The sequence below is a fragment of the Kitasatospora setae KM-6054 genome (assembly GCF_000269985.1).
Lineage (GTDB): Bacteria > Actinomycetota > Actinomycetes > Streptomycetales > Streptomycetaceae > Kitasatospora > Kitasatospora setae.
The window spans coordinates 7524317-7538872 of sequence record NC_016109.1; the positions used below are offsets into that span (position 1 = coordinate 7524317).

Annotated in this window: 17 protein-coding genes; all 17 read left to right on the plus strand. The window is 74.8% G+C overall.

Annotated features, from left to right (window positions below):
• Position 1: 1 nt before the first annotated feature.
• The 17 genes from KSE_RS32965 (at position 2) to KSE_RS33035 (ending at position 14469) form a co-directional block, all read left to right on the plus strand.
• Positions 2-1294 (plus strand): FKBP-type peptidyl-prolyl cis-trans isomerase, encoded by a 1293-nt coding sequence (locus KSE_RS32965; RefSeq protein ID WP_014139722.1) that lies wholly within the window; start codon positions 2-4, stop codon positions 1292-1294.
• Between the two features lie 58 nt (positions 1295-1352).
• Positions 1353-1724, plus strand: coding sequence for an FKBP-type peptidyl-prolyl cis-trans isomerase (locus tag KSE_RS32970; protein ID WP_014139723.1), 372 nt, complete (start codon positions 1353-1355; stop codon positions 1722-1724).
• Positions 1725-1843: 119 nt separating this feature from the next.
• Positions 1844-2818: a helix-turn-helix transcriptional regulator gene (locus KSE_RS32975; protein WP_014139724.1), complete on the plus strand. Its 975-nt coding sequence runs from the start codon at positions 1844-1846 to the stop codon at positions 2816-2818.
• A 26-nt stretch (positions 2819-2844) separates the two neighbouring features.
• Positions 2845-3780, plus strand: coding sequence for a helix-turn-helix transcriptional regulator (locus tag KSE_RS32980; protein ID WP_063747431.1), 936 nt, complete (start codon positions 2845-2847; stop codon positions 3778-3780).
• Entirely contained in the window at positions 3777-4007 is a 231-nt protein-coding gene (locus KSE_RS32985; RefSeq protein ID WP_014139726.1) for a hypothetical protein, read from the plus strand. Before KSE_RS32980 ends, KSE_RS32985 begins: the two co-directional genes overlap by 4 nt.
• Positions 4008-4019: 12 nt before the next feature.
• Positions 4020-4175 (plus strand): hypothetical protein, encoded by a 156-nt coding sequence (locus tag KSE_RS43120; protein WP_014139727.1) that lies wholly within the window; start codon positions 4020-4022, stop codon positions 4173-4175.
• 144 nt (positions 4176-4319) lie between these two features.
• Positions 4320-4589 carry a twin-arginine translocase TatA/TatE family subunit gene (locus KSE_RS32990; protein ID WP_014139728.1) on the plus strand — a complete coding sequence of 90 codons (270 nt, stop codon included), beginning with the start codon at positions 4320-4322 and terminating at the stop codon, positions 4587-4589.
• A gap of 72 nt (positions 4590-4661) precedes the next feature.
• Entirely contained in the window at positions 4662-5597 is a 936-nt protein-coding gene (gene tatC / locus KSE_RS32995) for a twin-arginine translocase subunit TatC (RefSeq protein ID WP_014139729.1), read from the plus strand.
• A 145-nt stretch (positions 5598-5742) separates the two neighbouring features.
• Complete coding sequence (locus KSE_RS33000) at positions 5743-6909, plus strand: NAD(P)/FAD-dependent oxidoreductase (protein WP_014139730.1); 1167 nt, start codon at positions 5743-5745, stop codon at positions 6907-6909.
• Positions 6906-7052 (plus strand): hypothetical protein, encoded by a 147-nt coding sequence (locus KSE_RS43125; RefSeq protein ID WP_157850061.1) that lies wholly within the window; start codon positions 6906-6908, stop codon positions 7050-7052. Before KSE_RS33000 ends, KSE_RS43125 begins: the two co-directional genes overlap by 4 nt.
• Before the next feature lie 4 nt (positions 7053-7056).
• Positions 7057-7365 carry a (2Fe-2S)-binding protein gene (locus KSE_RS33005; protein ID WP_014139731.1) on the plus strand — a complete coding sequence of 103 codons (309 nt, stop codon included), beginning with the start codon at positions 7057-7059 and terminating at the stop codon, positions 7363-7365.
• Entirely contained in the window at positions 7346-8767 is a 1422-nt protein-coding gene (locus tag KSE_RS33010; protein WP_014139732.1) for an FAD/NAD(P)-dependent oxidoreductase, read from the plus strand. The genes KSE_RS33005 and KSE_RS33010 overlap by 20 nt, the downstream gene beginning before the upstream one ends.
• Before the next feature lie 200 nt (positions 8768-8967).
• The gene (locus KSE_RS33015; RefSeq protein ID WP_014139733.1) at positions 8968-9876 is read left to right on the plus strand and encodes a dihydrodipicolinate synthase family protein; all 909 of its coding nucleotides are present in this window, start codon (positions 8968-8970) and stop codon (positions 9874-9876) included.
• Between the two features lie 102 nt (positions 9877-9978).
• The gene (locus KSE_RS33020) at positions 9979-10983 is read left to right on the plus strand and encodes a proline racemase family protein (protein WP_014139734.1); all 1005 of its coding nucleotides are present in this window, start codon (positions 9979-9981) and stop codon (positions 10981-10983) included.
• A gap of 167 nt (positions 10984-11150) precedes the next feature.
• Positions 11151-12530: an aldehyde dehydrogenase family protein gene (locus KSE_RS33025; protein WP_014139735.1), complete on the plus strand. Its 1380-nt coding sequence runs from the start codon at positions 11151-11153 to the stop codon at positions 12528-12530.
• Positions 12530-13543, plus strand: a complete 1014-nt coding sequence (locus KSE_RS33030) for a proline racemase family protein (protein ID WP_014139736.1) — start codon at positions 12530-12532, stop codon at positions 13541-13543. The genes KSE_RS33025 and KSE_RS33030 overlap by 1 nt, the downstream gene beginning before the upstream one ends.
• Entirely contained in the window at positions 13540-14469 is a 930-nt protein-coding gene (locus KSE_RS33035; RefSeq protein ID WP_014139737.1) for an ornithine cyclodeaminase family protein, read from the plus strand. Before KSE_RS33030 ends, KSE_RS33035 begins: the two co-directional genes overlap by 4 nt.
• Positions 14470-14556: the final 87 nt, after the last annotated feature.

Here is a 14556-nt window from a genome sequence, read left to right on the forward strand (position 1 = left end):
CATGTCTGAGAAAGCGTCGAGCCCGGACGAGGCCGACAACACCGGGAACCAGCCGCCCGTGGACCGCGAGTCGATCGTCGTCCCGGCCGAGATCCTGACCCAGGCCGGCTGGGCGCCGCCCACCGCCCCGGCCACCGCCGACGCCAGGACCGAGCAGGCGCCGCAGGTCTTCGCGTCCAACCAGCGCAAGGTGCCGCTGTCCGAGGCCGGCTACGACCAGGACCCGGGCGGGGTGGGCCGGCTCGGCGTCATCCTGGGCTCGGTGGTCGCGGTGCTGCTGGTCGCCTCCGCGGTGACGATGTACTACGTCGTCAACAGGGACGGCGGCGACAAGGCCGCCGCGAAGTCCGACTCGGCGAAGGCCAGCCCCAGCGCGGGCGCCTCGGACGCGCCGACCCAGGCGCCGGTGCCGCCGATCAAGGACAGCGCCAAGGTGATGCCGACGGTGGCCGGCGACTTCGGCACCAAGGCGACCATCACGCTGCCCAAGGACGCCCCCGACGGGACGTTCGTGGTCAAGGAGCTCTCCGCGGGCACCGGCCCGAAGGTCGAGAAGGGCAACTGGGTCTCCGTCGACTACACGGCGATGGACTGGCAGACCGGCAAGGAGATCCCCGGCTCGTACGGCGAGCAGAACGGCAAGCCGCAGCTGTACCAGGCCGGCGGCGGGTCGCTGATCCCCGCGCTGGACAACGCGGTCGAGGGCCACAAGGCCGGCTCCCGGCTCGTCGTGGTCGCGCCGCCGGCCGCCGCGTTCGGCCCCCAGGGCAACAGCCAGCTGGGCATCGGCGCCGGCGACAGCCTGGTCTTCGTGCTGGACATCCGGCAGGCCAACGCGCCCGGCGCGGTGCTCTCCGGTGACGTGACCCCGCCGCCCGCGGACTTCCCGCAGGTCAAGGACAACGGCACCAAGCCGGCCGAGATCACCCCGCCGAAGGGCGTCGCGGACCCGACCGAGCTGAAGACCCACGTGCTGATCCAGGGCAAGGGCCGCAAGGTCGAGGCCGGCGAGAACGTGCTGGTGCAGTACACCGGCGTGCTCTACAAGGACGGCAAGAAGTTCGACTCCTCGCTCGACCGCGGCCAGGCGTTCACCTTCACCGCCGGCGCCGGCAAGGTCATCGAGGGCTGGGACAAGGGCATCACCGGCCAGGCCATCGGCAGCCGGGTCGAGCTGGTCATCCCCGCCTCGCTCGGCTACAAGGACCAGGCCAGCGACAGCATCCCGGCCAACTCCACCCTGGTCTTCGTGGTGGACATCCTGGACGCCGGCGTCGGCGGCAGTGACGGCTGACCACCCCCGGTACGCCTAGGATGAGTCCCGTTCAAGCAACCGAGCGAGAAGAGCAATCGTGAGCCTGACCAAGCCGGAGATCGACTTCCCGGGCGGCGACGCCCCGACCGAGCTCCAGATCCGCGACATCGTGGTCGGCGACGGCGCCGAGGCCAAGGCCGGCGCGACCGTCGAGGTCCACTACGTCGGTGTCACCTTCGCCTCCGGCGAGGAGTTCGACGCCTCCTGGAACCGCGGCCAGACCTTCCGCTTCCCGCTGGGCGGCGGCCGGGTCATCAAGGGCTGGGACCAGGGCGTCGAGGGCATGCGCGTCGGCGGCCGCCGCGAGCTGGTCATCCCGCCGCACCTGGCCTACGGCAACCAGTCGCCGAGCCCGCTCATCCCGGCCGGCTCCACCCTGATCTTCGTGGTGGACCTGCTGGGCGTCTGATCCCGGACGCACCACCGACACCCCCGGTTCCGCCAGGAGCCGGGGGTTCGGCTTTCTCTGGACGTGCCCGTACCGGTACGGTCAGGCGGGTCACCCCCCGATCGGAGGAAGGGTCCTCGATGGCGATCGCCAAGGCAGAGCGGCTGATGAACCTCGCCCTGTGCCTGATGAACACCCGGCGTCCGCTCTCCAAGAAAGAGCTGCGCGAGTCCGTCGAGGCGTACCGGGAGGCCTGGCAACAGGGCTCCGAGGACGCCTTCAACCGGATGTTCGAGCGCGACAAGGACGACCTGCGCGAACTCGGCCTGGTCATCGACGTGGACGAGAACGCGCTCGACGGCGAGGTCGGCTACCTGGCCCGCCGGGACCGCAACCGCCTCCCGGAGATCGCCCTGGACGCCGAGGAGGCCGCCGCGCTGGCGCTGGCCGCCCGGGTCTGGCAGCAGGCCAAGATGTCCGGCGCGGCCAGCGGCGCCCTGCAGAAGCTGCGCGCCGCCGGCGTCCCGTTCGTCGAGGACCGCGAGCACGGCGCGCTGGAACCGCGGATCCCCGGCCGGGAGGCCGCGTTCGAGCCGCTGCTCACCGCCGCCCGCGACCGGCGTCCGGTCACCTTCGACTACCGCAAGGCCGGCGCCGCCACCGCCGAGCCGCGCTCGGTCGAGCCCTGGGCGCTGGAGTGCTGGCGCGGCCACTGGTACCTGGCCGGGTACGACCGCGACCGCGGCTCGGCCCGGGTGTTCCGGCTCTCCCGGATCACCGGCAAGGTCCGCTCCCGGGCCGGCGCGTTCACCGGCGAGGTGCCCGAGCACGTGGACGTCCGGGCCGTGGTGGCCCGGTTCGCCGGCGAGGGCGCGACCTCGGTCGCGGTGGTCAGGGTGCGCTCCGGCGCCGCCTACCCGCTGCGCCAGCGCGCCCTGGAGACCCGTCCGCTGGACGCCGACTGGGACGAGCTGGACATCCCGCACGGCAACGGCCTGGGCGCCGACCTGGCCGAGTACGGCCCCGACGTCATCGTGATCGGCCCCGAGGACCTGCGGGCCGACGTCATCGACCGGCTGCGCGCCGTCGCCGGTCTCGCGGAGGTGGGACAGTGAGCAACGCCATCGACCAGACCCGGCGGATGCTGTCGCTGGTCACCTACCTGCGCGAGCGCCCCGGCGCCGAGGTCGCCGAGGTGGCCCGGGCGTTCGGGATCACCGAGCGCGAGCTGATCGGCGACCTGAACGTGCTGCCGATGTGCGGCACGTCCTTCCGCGGCGGCGACCTGCTCGACATCGACACCGACGGCGAGCGGATCTGGTGGCACAACGTCGACGACGTCGCCCAGCCGCTGCGGCTGGCCGCCGACGAGGCGACCGCGCTGCTGGTCGCCGCCCGCGCCGTCGCCGGGCTGCCCGGCCTGCGCGAGCGGGACCGGCAGGCGCTCACCCGGGCCGTCGCCAAGATCGAGGACGCGGCCGGCGAGAGCGCCGAGTCGGCCGCCCGGATCGGCGTCACCTTCGAGGCCGAGGGCACCGTCTTCGCCGACATCGACCGCGCGCTCAGCGAGGGCCGGCTGATCTGGCTGCGCTACTGGTCGCACGGCCGCGGCGAGCTGACCGAGCGCGAGGTCGACCCGATCCGGCTGGTCACCGAGGGGCACACCTACCTGGAGGGCTGGTGCCGCACCTCCGAGGACCGGCGCACCTTCCGGCTGGACCGGATCGCCGAGATCAAGGTCCTCGACGAGCCCGCCAACCCGCCCCGGCTGCAGCCCCGCGACCTCTCCGCCGGACTGGTCGCCCCCACCGCGGACGACCCGCAGGTGGTGGTCGAGGTCGGCCCCGGCGGCCGCTGGGTCGCCGAGTACTACACCCACGACAGCGCCGAGGAACTGCCCGACGGCGGCCTGCGGATCACCCTGCGCTCCGCCGAGCCCGCCGGGCTGCGCACCCTCGCGCTGCGCCTGGGCCGGGACGGCCGGATCACCGCCCCCGCCAAGCTCGCCGAACAGGCCCGCACCGCCGCGCTGGCCGCGCTGGAGCACTACCGGGACGGACGGGTCTCAGCCACGTGACCGACGGCACCAGATTCAAGGTCTACTGCTCGCAGTGCCGGGAGAAGGTCGAGCTCCCGGCCGCCGAGTTCCGGCTGGCCCTCGGCGCCAGCAAGGAGCGGACGTTCTACAGCTTCGGCTGCCCGGCCTGCGGGGCCGCCGTCCGCAAGGTGGCCGGGGAGAAGATCGTCGCCGCGCTCACCGAGGCCGGGGTGCGCACCATGCGGCTGCTGCCGGTCGAGGGATAGGGAGGCGCGCACGTGAACTGGACCCTGGTCGGGGCCGTCCTGCTGTCCACCGCGGGCCTGCTGGTGCTCGGCGCGCTCGCGCTGCGGCTGTGGCTGGACGCCCGGGCGCTGGCCCGCGAGGTGGACGGCGCGGTGAGCGCGCTGCGGCGGGCCGCCGGGACGGAGTGAGCCGGTCGGACGCGGCGGGGTGACCCGGGCGGGGACCGGTACCCGATCGTTGGGGACCGGGTTCCCGCGGCGACACCCCGAGCGGCTACCATCGCCCGCAGAGGGGGAGCCCTGCCTCCCGGACAAGGAAGGCGGTGCTCCGAGATGCGGCTCTTCTCGCCCGGCTCGCTGCTGTTGATCACGGTCTGCGCGGTGCTGCTGTTCGGCGGCAAGCGGCTGCCGGACGCGGCGCGGGCGCTCGGCCGGTCGCTGCGGATCCTCAAGAGCGAGGGCAAGGCGCTGCGCAAGGAGTTCGACTCCGGGCGCGCGGCGTCCGCCGCCCCCGCTCCGGCCCCGGCCGAGCGGCCCGCCGCCGAGCCGGACCGGGTGGTCAAGGCCGCCCCCGGCGCGTCCCGCACCGACCGGGCCGGCTGAGCACCCGCCGAGCACCCCCGTCGGGCTCCCGCACCACTCCGACTACGACGAGCGCACGATTCGAGGACCGGGTTGAGCAAGACGACCAAGGCGGCCAAGGACCCTGAGGGGCGGATGGCGCTCGCCGACCATCTCCGCGAACTGCGCAACCGGATTGTCAAGGCACTGCTGGCGATCATCCTCTTCACGATCGTCGCGATGTTCTACCACAAGCGGCTGCTCGACTTCCTGATCGCGCCGCTGCCCGCCTGCGGCCCGGACGGCAAGCCCCCCAGCGGTCTGGACCACTGCGCCCAGATCTCCAACATCGGCCTGACCACGCCGTTCACGGTCATGCTGAAGGTCAGCCTCACGGCCGGTGTGGTCGCCGCCACCCCGGTCTGGCTGTACCAGCTGTGGAAGTTCGTGGCCCCCGGCCTGCACCAGCACGAGCGCCGCTACTCGGTGACCTTCCTGACGGTCGGCACCCCGCTGTTCCTGGCGGGCGCGGTGCTCGCGTACGTGGTCATGCCGGTCACCGCGCAGATGCTGATCAGCTTCATCGCGGACGGCGTCACCTCGATCGTGCCGGTCGAGGACTACCTGGACCTGATCACCCGCATGGTGCTGGTGTTCGGCGCGGGCTTCGAACTGCCGCTGTTCCTGGTGATGCTGAACCTGGTCGGGGTGCTCACCGGCAAGCGGCTGCTCGGCTGGTGGCGCGCGATGGTCATGGGCATCACGGTGTTCGCGGCCTTCGCCACCCCGTCCGCCGACCCGCTGTCGATGCTGGCGCTGGCCGCGCCGATCTGGGCGCTGTACTTCCTGGCGGTCGGCATCTCGCTGATGAACGACAAGCGCAAGGCGGCCCGCAACCCGGACGCCGGGCTGAGCGACGAGGAAGCCTCCGCGGTCGACCTGTCGGTCGAGGCGGTCGGCGACGCGGAGGCGGTCGGCGGGGTCGAGACGGTGGAGGCCCCGGCGCCGATCCCGGCCGCGCGGCGTGACCAGATCGACGACATCACCTGATGAGCGGATGAACACCGCGTGTCGGTGAGCGGCCCCGGACCCCTGCGGTCCGGGGCCGCTCGGCGTTTCCGGGGCGGGCGGGACCACCGGATCGGCGCTGGTGGGGGGCTTGCCCGCCGCTCAAGCCATGTGACATATTACTGACGTGCTCAAGCGAAACCCCTACGACGTCGTGGTGGTCGGCGCCGGCGTCGTCGGCGCCGCCTGCGCCTACTACGCCGCCCGCTCCGGCCTGAAGGTCGCGGTCGTCGACCGCGGCCCGGTGGCCGGCGGCACCACCGGTGCGGGCGAAGGCAACCTGCTGGTCTCCGACAAGGAGCCCGGTCCGGAGCTCGACCTCGCCCTGCTCTCCACCGGCCTGTGGCGCGACCTCGCCGCCGAGTTCGGCGAGCAGGTCGAGTACGAGCCCAAGGGCGGCCTGGTGGTCGCCACCAAGCCGGCCGGCCTGGAACTGCTGCAGGGCTTCGCCGCCAAGCAGCGCGCCGTCGGCGTGGAGGCCGTCCCGGTCGCCGCCGACGAGCTGCGCGCCCTCGAACCCCACCTGGCCGAGGACCTGCCCGGCGGCTACCTGTACCCGCAGGACGCCCAGGTGCAGCCCGCGCTGGCCGCCGCCCACCTGCTGCGCGCCTCCGGCGCCGACCGCTACCTCGGCGAGGCCGTCACCGGCCTGCTGCGCGGCCCCGGCGGCGCCGTCACCGGCGTGGTCACCGAGCGCCGCGAACTCGCCGCGCCCGCCGTGGTCAACGCCGCCGGCACCTGGGGCGGCGAACTCGCCGCGCTGGCCGGCGTCCGGCTGCCGGTGCTGCCCCGGCGCGGCTTCGTGCTGGTCACCGAACCGCTGCCGCGGATCGTCCGGCGCAAGGTCTACGCCGCCGACTACGTCGCCGACGTCGCCTCCGGCTCGGCCGACCTGCAGTCCTCCGCCGTGGTCGAGGGCACCCCCGCCGGGCCGGTGCTGATCGGCGCCAGCCGCGAGCGGGTCGGCTTCGACCGCACGCTCAACCCCGAGGTGCTGCACCGGCTGGCCGCCCAGGCCGCCGCGCTGTTCCCGGTGCTGCGCGACGTGCTGGTCCAGCGCTCGTACCGGGGCTTCCGCCCGTACCTGCCGGACCACCTGCCGGCGATCGGGCAGGACGCCCGGGTACCCGGCCTGTACCACGCCTGCGGGCACGAGGGCGCGGGCATCGGCCTGGCGCCCGCCACCGGGCTGCTGATCAGCCGCCAGCTCACCGGCGAGCGGCCCGAGCTGGACCTGGCGCCGTTCCGGCCGGAGCGGTTCGAGGGCTACCGGGACGAGGAGGACGGGCGGTGAGCGCGGCGCGCGACCCGTTCGCGCTGCTCGGCGGCGACTGCGTGGCGATCTCCTGCCCGGTGGGCGGCCGTTCCGCCGCGGGCGGCGGGAGCGAGGCCGGGCAGCGGCCCGCGCGGTACGAAGCACGTGAAGGCGAGGAGTAGCCCGATGGACCCGCTCGACCTGGTGGGCGCCGAACCCGGCCCCGCCCGCACCATCCTGTTCGACGGCCGCCCGGTGCCCGCGCTGCCCGGCCAGACGCTGGCCGCCGCGCTCTGGGCCGACGGCGTGCTCGCCTGGCGCACCACCCGCTCCGGCGGCCGCCCGCGCGGCGCGTTCTGCGGCATCGGCCAGTGCTTCGACTGCCTGGCCACCGTCAACGGCCGCCCCAACCAGCGCCTGTGCCTGCTGCCCGCCGAGCACGGCGACACCGTCACCACCCAGGAGGGCCACGGCCATGCCGACCTCGAAGTCTGAGCCGGGCGCCGGCCGCGGGGGCGTGTACGACCTCGCGGTGATCGGCGCCGGCCCCGCCGGGCTGGCCGCGGCCGACGCCGCCGCCGGGCTCGGCCTGCGGGTCGCCCTGGTGGACGCCGGCAGCCGGCTCGGCGGCCAGTACTACCGGCACCCGGCCCCCGAACTGGGCGCCGCGCGCCCCGAGAAGCTGCACCACGGCTGGGCGGTCTTCGCCCGGCTGCGCGACCGGCTGGCGGCCGCACCGCTGGTCGACCACCTGGCCGGCCACCACGTGTGGGCGGCCGAGGCGGGCCTGCCCGGCGACGACGCCGCCCCCTGGCGCCTGCACGCCACCCGCGGCCCCGGGGCCGGCGACCGGGCCACCGTCCTGGCCCGCGCCGTCCTGCTGGCCACCGGCGCCTACGAGCGGCACCTGCCCTTCCCCGGGTGGACGCTGCCCGGGGTGGTGACCGCGGGCGGCGCGCAGGCGATGCTCAAGTCCGGGCTGGTGCTGCCCGGCCACCGGATCGTGGTGTCCGGCAGCGGCCCTCTGCTGCTGGCCGCCGCCTCCTCGCTGGTCTCGGCCGGCGCGAAGGTCCCCGCGATCGTGGAGGCCACCTCCTACCTCGGCTACGCCCGCGGACTGCCGGTGCTGGCCGGCAACCCCGCGAAGCTCGCCGAGGGCGCCTCGCACGGCGCCGTGCTGCTGCGGCGCGGTGTGCGGCTGCGCCGCGGCAGTGCCGTGGTCGAGGCGCACGGCACCGACCGGGTCACCGCCGTCACGGTGGCCCGGCTGGACGCCCGCTGGAAGCCGGTCCCGGGGACCGAGCGGCGGATCGAGTGCGACGCGCTGGCGATCGGTCACGGGCTCGTCCCGCAGATCGAGCTGGCCGTCGAGCTCGGCGCCGAGACGGTCACCGGGCCGGACGGCGCGGCCGCCCTCAAGGTGGACGCGCAGCAGCGCACCAGCGTGCCCGGGCTGTGGGCGGCGGGGGAGACCTGCGGGGTCGGCGGCGCCGACCTGGCGCTCGCCGAGGGCGTGCTGGCCGCCCACGCGGTGGCCGGCCGTCCGGCCCCCGCCCGGGAGCTGGCCACCCGGCGGCGGCGGCGCTCGTTCGCCGCGCTGATGGCCGCCGCGCACGCCCCCGGACCGGACTGGACCGGCTGGGTCACCGACGACACCGACGTCTGCCGGTGCGAGGAGGTCCCCGCCGGGGAGATCCGCGCGGCCGTGACGGAGCTCGGCGCCGGCGACGCCCGGACGGTCAAGCTGCTCACCCGGGCCGGGATGGGCTGGTGCCAGGGCCGGATGTGCGGGCCCGCGGTGGCCTGCCTGTCCGGCGGCGGCACCGGGCGGCCCGACAGCCGTCCGCTGTCCTGCCCCGTCCCGCTGGCGCAGCTGGCCGCGCCGCGCGAGGAGTAGGCCCCCGGGCCGTCCCGCGCCCTCCCGGGCCCTGCCGGTTCCCACCGGCCCCGGGGCCGGGCCCGGCCGGCGGTGCCGCGCGTCGGGCGCGCGGCAGTGCCGATCGGCCCGGACCCCGGACCGATTCGGTCGGTGCGCCCCCTTGTGGCTCACCGCGACCACTTATAAAATGTCACACATCATATCGAGGGAGACCCCCCATGACCCGCACCCCCCACGACGCCGCCCGTCCCTGGCGCGGCATCATGGTCGCCACCACGCTGCCCTTCCGTGACGACCTCTCGGTGGACTACGACGCCTACGCCGAGCACGTCCGCTGGCTGATCGACAACGGCTGCGACGGCGTCGTCCCCAACGGCTCCCTGGGCGAGTACCAGACCCTCACCGCCGAGGAGCGGGCCAAGGTCGTCACCACCGCCGTCGAGGCGGCCGGCGACGGCTCCCGCGTGATGCCCGGCGTCGCCGCCTACGGCAGCGCCGAGTCCCGCCGCTGGGCCGAGCAGGCCGCCGAGGCCGGCGCCGGCTCCGTGCTGCTGCTCCCGCCGAACGCCTACCGCGCCGACCACGCCGCGGTGCGCGCCCACTACTCCGAGGTCGCCAAGGCCGGCGTCCCGATCGTGGCCTACAACAACCCGATCGACACCAAGGTCGACCTCGTCCCGTCGCTGCTCGCCCAGCTGCACGCCGACGGCTCGATCGTCGCCGTCAAGGAGTTCTCCGGCGACGTCCGCCGCGCCTACGAGATCGCCGAGCTGGCCCCCGAGCTGGACCTGCTGATCGGCGCCGACGACGTGCTGCTGGAGCTGGCCATCGCCGGCGCCGTCGGCTGGATCGCCGGCTACCCGAACGCGCTGCCCGCCGCCAGCTCGGAGCTGTACCACGCCGCCGTCTCCGGCGACCTGGCCACCGCCGTCCCGCTCTACAAGTCGCTGCACTCGCTGCTGCGCTGGGACTCCAAGACCGAGTTCGTCCAGTCCATCAAGCTCTCCATGGACATCGCCGGCCGCCCGGGCGGTCCGACCCGCGCCCCGCGCCTGCCGCTCGTCCCGGAGATCGAGGCCGCGGTGCGCGCCGCGACCGAGAAGGCGCTGGCCGACGGCCACAAGTAGGCACACCGCGGCGGGGTCCGGACCGGTCCCGGGGGGAACCGGTCCGGACCGCCGCCGCTCCCGCTCCCGCCCCGTCAGCAGTTGATCGAAGAGAGCACCGCGATGCGGACCCGTCACGTCTTCCACGCCGTCGACTCGCACACCGAGGGAATGCCCACCCGGGTGATCACCGGTGGCTTCGGCACCATCCCCGGCGCCACCATGGCCGAACGGCGCGTCCACTTCCAGCAGCACCTCGACGAGTTCCGCACGCTGCTGATGTACGAACCCCGCGGCCACGCGGCGATGAGCGGCGCGATCCTGCAGCCGCCGACCCGGCCGGACGCCGACTTCGGCGTGCTCTACATCGAGGTCTCCGGGCTGCTGCCGATGTGCGGGCACGGCACCATCGGCGTCGCCACCGTGCTGGTCGAGACCGGCATGGTCCCGGTCGTCGAGCCGGTCACCACCATCCGGCTGGACACCCCGGCCGGGCTGGTCGTCGTCGACGTCAAGGTGGAGAACGGCGCCGCGGTCGGCGTCACCCTCCGCAACGTGCCCTCGTACTCGGTCGCGCTGGACCGCCGGATCGAGGTGCCCGGCTACGGCACGGTCACCTACGACCTGGCGTACGGCGGCAACTACTACGCGATCCTGCCGCTGGAGCAGTTCGGGCTGCCGTTCGAGCGGGAGCGCAAGGACGACATCCTGGCCGCCGGCCTCGCCATGATGGACGCGATCAACGCCTCGGACGACCGGCCGGTCCACCCCGAGAACCCGTCCATCCACAGCTGCCACCACGTCCAGCTGCTCGCGCCCGGGTCGGACGCGAAGCACTCCCGGCACGCGATGGCGATCCACCCCGGCTGGTTCGACCGCTCGCCCTGCGGGACGGGCACCTCCGCGCGGATGGCGCAGCTGCACGCCCGCGGCGAGCTGGCGATCGGCGACGAGTTCCGCAACGACTCCTTCATCGGGACGACCTTCACCGGCCGCCTGGTCGAGGAGACCACCGTGGCCGGCCTGCCCGCCGTCGTCCCGACCGTCACCGGCCGGGCCTGGGTGACCGGCACCGCGCAGTACTTCCTCGACCCGACCGACCCGTTCCCGGCGGGCTTCCTGCTGTAGCGGGGGAGCGGGTGGGCGTGTTCGGGGTACGGGTGGAGCAGGGGGGCCCGCCCGGTTCGGCGGAACCGGGCGCACCGCCCGCCGCCCGTGCCCGGACCACGCCCGCCCGTGTTTTCCCGTTGCGCAGGCAACCGCCAACTCCCCCTTCGCGAAAGGTTCCTGAGAACATGACCACGATCGACTCGTACAACCCCGCCGACCCCGACGACCTGGTCATCTCGGTGCCGGCGACGGACGCCGCCGGCGTCGCCGAGGCGATCGCGGGCGCGCGCGAGGCGCAGCGCGGCTGGTGGGCGCTGGGCGCGGCCGGGCGCTCGCTGGCGCTGACCCGGGCCGCCGCCGCGATCGAGGGGGCCGCCGACGAGCTGGCCGAGCTGGTCGTCCGCGAGGTCGGCAAGCCGATCGCCGAGGCCCGCGGCGAGGTCGCCCGCACCGTGGCGATCTGGCGCTACTACGCGCAGGCGCCGTTCGCCGCCTCCGGCGAGGTGCACGAGCCCGCCGCCGGGCAGGGCCTGCTGCTGACCCGCCGCCGCCCGTACGGCGTGGCCGGCCTGATCACGCCGTGGAACTTCCCGCTGGCGATCCCGACCTGGAAGGCCGCCCCGGCGCTGGCCGTCGGCAACGCCGTGGTGCTCAAGCCGTCCTCCGAGGCGGTCGCGGTGGCGCTGCGGCTGGCCGAGCTCGCGGGCCTGCCCGAGGGCGTGCTGACGATCGTCCCGGGCGGTGCCGCGGCGGGGACGGCACTGATCGGCGGCGCCGACGTCATCTCCTTCACCGGCTCGACCTGGGTGGGCCGCTCGGTGATCGCGGGGGCGACCGAGCGCGGCATCCCGGTGCAGTCCGAGATGGGCGGCCTGAACGCCGCGCTGGTGCTGCCGGACGCCGACATCGCGCAGGCCGCCGCGCACCTGGCCAACGCCATCGCCGGCTACGCGGGCCAGAAGTGCACCGCCACCAGCCGGGTGATCGCCGTCGGCGACGCGTACGAGCCGCTGGCCGAGGCGCTCGCCAAGGCGCTCGCCCAGACCCCGGCCGCCGACCCGTCCGCGCCCACCACCTCGTGCGGCCCGGTGATCAACCGGGAGTCGCTGGAGCGGCTGACCGACGCCATCGACACCGCCCGCGAGGGCGGCGCGACCGTGCTGGCCGGCGGCGCCAAGGCCGACCGGGCCGGCTGGTTCCTGGAGCCCACCCTGGTCGAGGCCGTCCCGGCCGGACACCCGCTGCTGGAGGAGGAGTTCTTCGGCCCGGTCGCCGTGCTGGTGCCCGCCGCCGACCTGGACGAGGCGATCGCCATCGCCAACAACACCCGGCACAGCCTCTCCACCTCCGTCCACTCGCGCAGCCTGGACGTGGCGCTGGCCGCCGCGGACCGCCTGGACGCCGGCATGATCCGGATCAACGCCCCCTCCAGCGGCGTCGACTTCCACCTGCCGTTCGGCGGCGCCAAGGGCGCCTCGTACGGCTCGCGCGAGCAGGGCCAGGCCGTGCTCGACTTCTACACCGCGTCGCGCACCGTCAGCGTGCTGCCCGCCGGGGAGTACTGATGAACCAGCAGGTCTCGACCACCGACTACCACACCGCCGGCGAGCCGTTCCGGATCGTCATCGCGGGCCTGCCGCCGATCCCCGGCGACACCGTCGCCGAGCGCCGCTCGATCGCGATCGGCTCCGGCGGCAGCGCCACCTCGCCGCGCCCCAGCGCGCTGGACGACGTGCGCCGCCTGCTGACCCGCGAACCGCGCGGACACGCCGGCATGTACGGCGGGTTCATCGTGCCCGCGGACGACAGCGAGGCGCACTTCGGCGTCCTGTTCTGGCACAAGGACGGTTACTCGACCGCCTGCGGCCACGGCACCATGGCGCTCGGCGCCTGGGCCGTCGACACCGGCCTGGTGCCCGCCCCCGAGGACGGCACCGCGCTGGTCCGGATCGACGTCCCGTCCGGCCGGGTCAGCGCCACCGTGCACCGCAGCGGCGGCCGCACCACCGCGGTGACCTTCCGCAACATCCCGACCCGGGTGCTGGCCCGCAAGGTCGAGCTGACCACCTCGCTCGGGACGGTCCAGGTCGACCTGGCGCACTCCGGCGCGGTCTACGCCTCGCTGCCCGCCGCCGCGCTCGGCCTGTCCGTCGTCCCCGACCGGCTGTCCGAACTGACCGCCGCCGGACGGGAGATCCGGGCCGCGCTGGAGGGCCACGAGGCGCTCGCCGCGTACCGCGACGGCGTCTACGGCGTCATCCTGTACGACGAGCTGCCCGACACGCCGACCGGCCCGCACCAGCGCAACGTCACCGTCTTCGCCGACGGCCAGATCGACCGCTCCCCGTGCGGCTCCGGCACCTCCGCCCGGCTCGCCCTGCTCGCCGACGAGGGCGCCCTCACCGGCGACCGGGTGCTGCGCCACGACTCGATCATCGGCACCGTCTTCACCGGCCGGGTCCGCGAGCCGCAGGACGGCGGCGTGATCACCGAGGTCACCGGCACCGCGCACCGCACCGGCGAGCACCGCTTCGTCCTCGACCACGAGGACAGCCTGGGCGCGGGGTTCCTGCTGTGACCCTGCCCGAGATCGCCCTGACCCTGGGGTACGCCGACGCGGTGGACGCCCTGGAGCGCACCCTGCTCGACGGGCTGGACGTGGAGGGCTGCCCGGCCCGCGCCAACATCCGGGTGCCGGCCGGCGAGCTGCTGCTGATGCCCGCCGCGACCGCCGAGTTCACCGGCGTGAAGATCGCCGGAGTGGCACCCGCCAACCCGGCGGTCGGACTGCCCCGGATCACCGGCTCGTACCTGCTGCTCGACGGCCCCACCCTGCAGCCCGCCGCGCTGCTCGACGGAGTGGCGCTCACCTCGCTGCGCACCCCCGCCGTCACCGCGCTCGCGCTGCGGGCGCTGGCCGGGCCGGACGCCCGCCACCTGGTGGTGTTCGGCGCCGGGCCGCAGGCGCTCGGCCACGTCGAGGCGCTCAAGGCCGTGCTGCCCGGGCTGGCCGAGGTCACCGTGGTGGCCCGCCGCCCCGGACCCGCCGCGGAACTCGTCGAACGCGCCGCCGCGCTGGGCCTGGCGGCCCGGGCCGGCGGCCCCGAGGCGGTCGCCGACGCGGACCTGGTGGTGTGCTGCACCACCGCCCGCACCCCGCTGTTCGACGGCCGGCTGGTGCCCGACCGGGCGGTCGTCGCCGCGGTCGGCTCGCACGAGCCGGAGGCCCGCGAGGTGGACGCCGAACTGGTCGGCCGCGCCGACCTGTTCGTCGAGGCCCGGCAGGTCGCGCTGCGCGAGGCCGGGGACCTGCTGATGGCCGGAGTGGGGGCCGACCGGCTCGCCAATCTGGCCGAACTGGTCACCGGGAAGGCCGAAGTCCGCCATGATCGACCCAGGTTCTTCAAGAGCGTCGGCATGGCCTGGCAGGATCTGGCGGTGGCGGCGGCGCAGTACCTGGCCGAGCGCCAGAACGTGGACCGGGCGGCGGCCGAAGGGCAGTAGGGCGGTACGGTTCGGGGGGACCGGCGGGACACGTACAGCGATAACCGCACGTAGGGCATTCACTCTCCGCAACGTGACATTGTACAA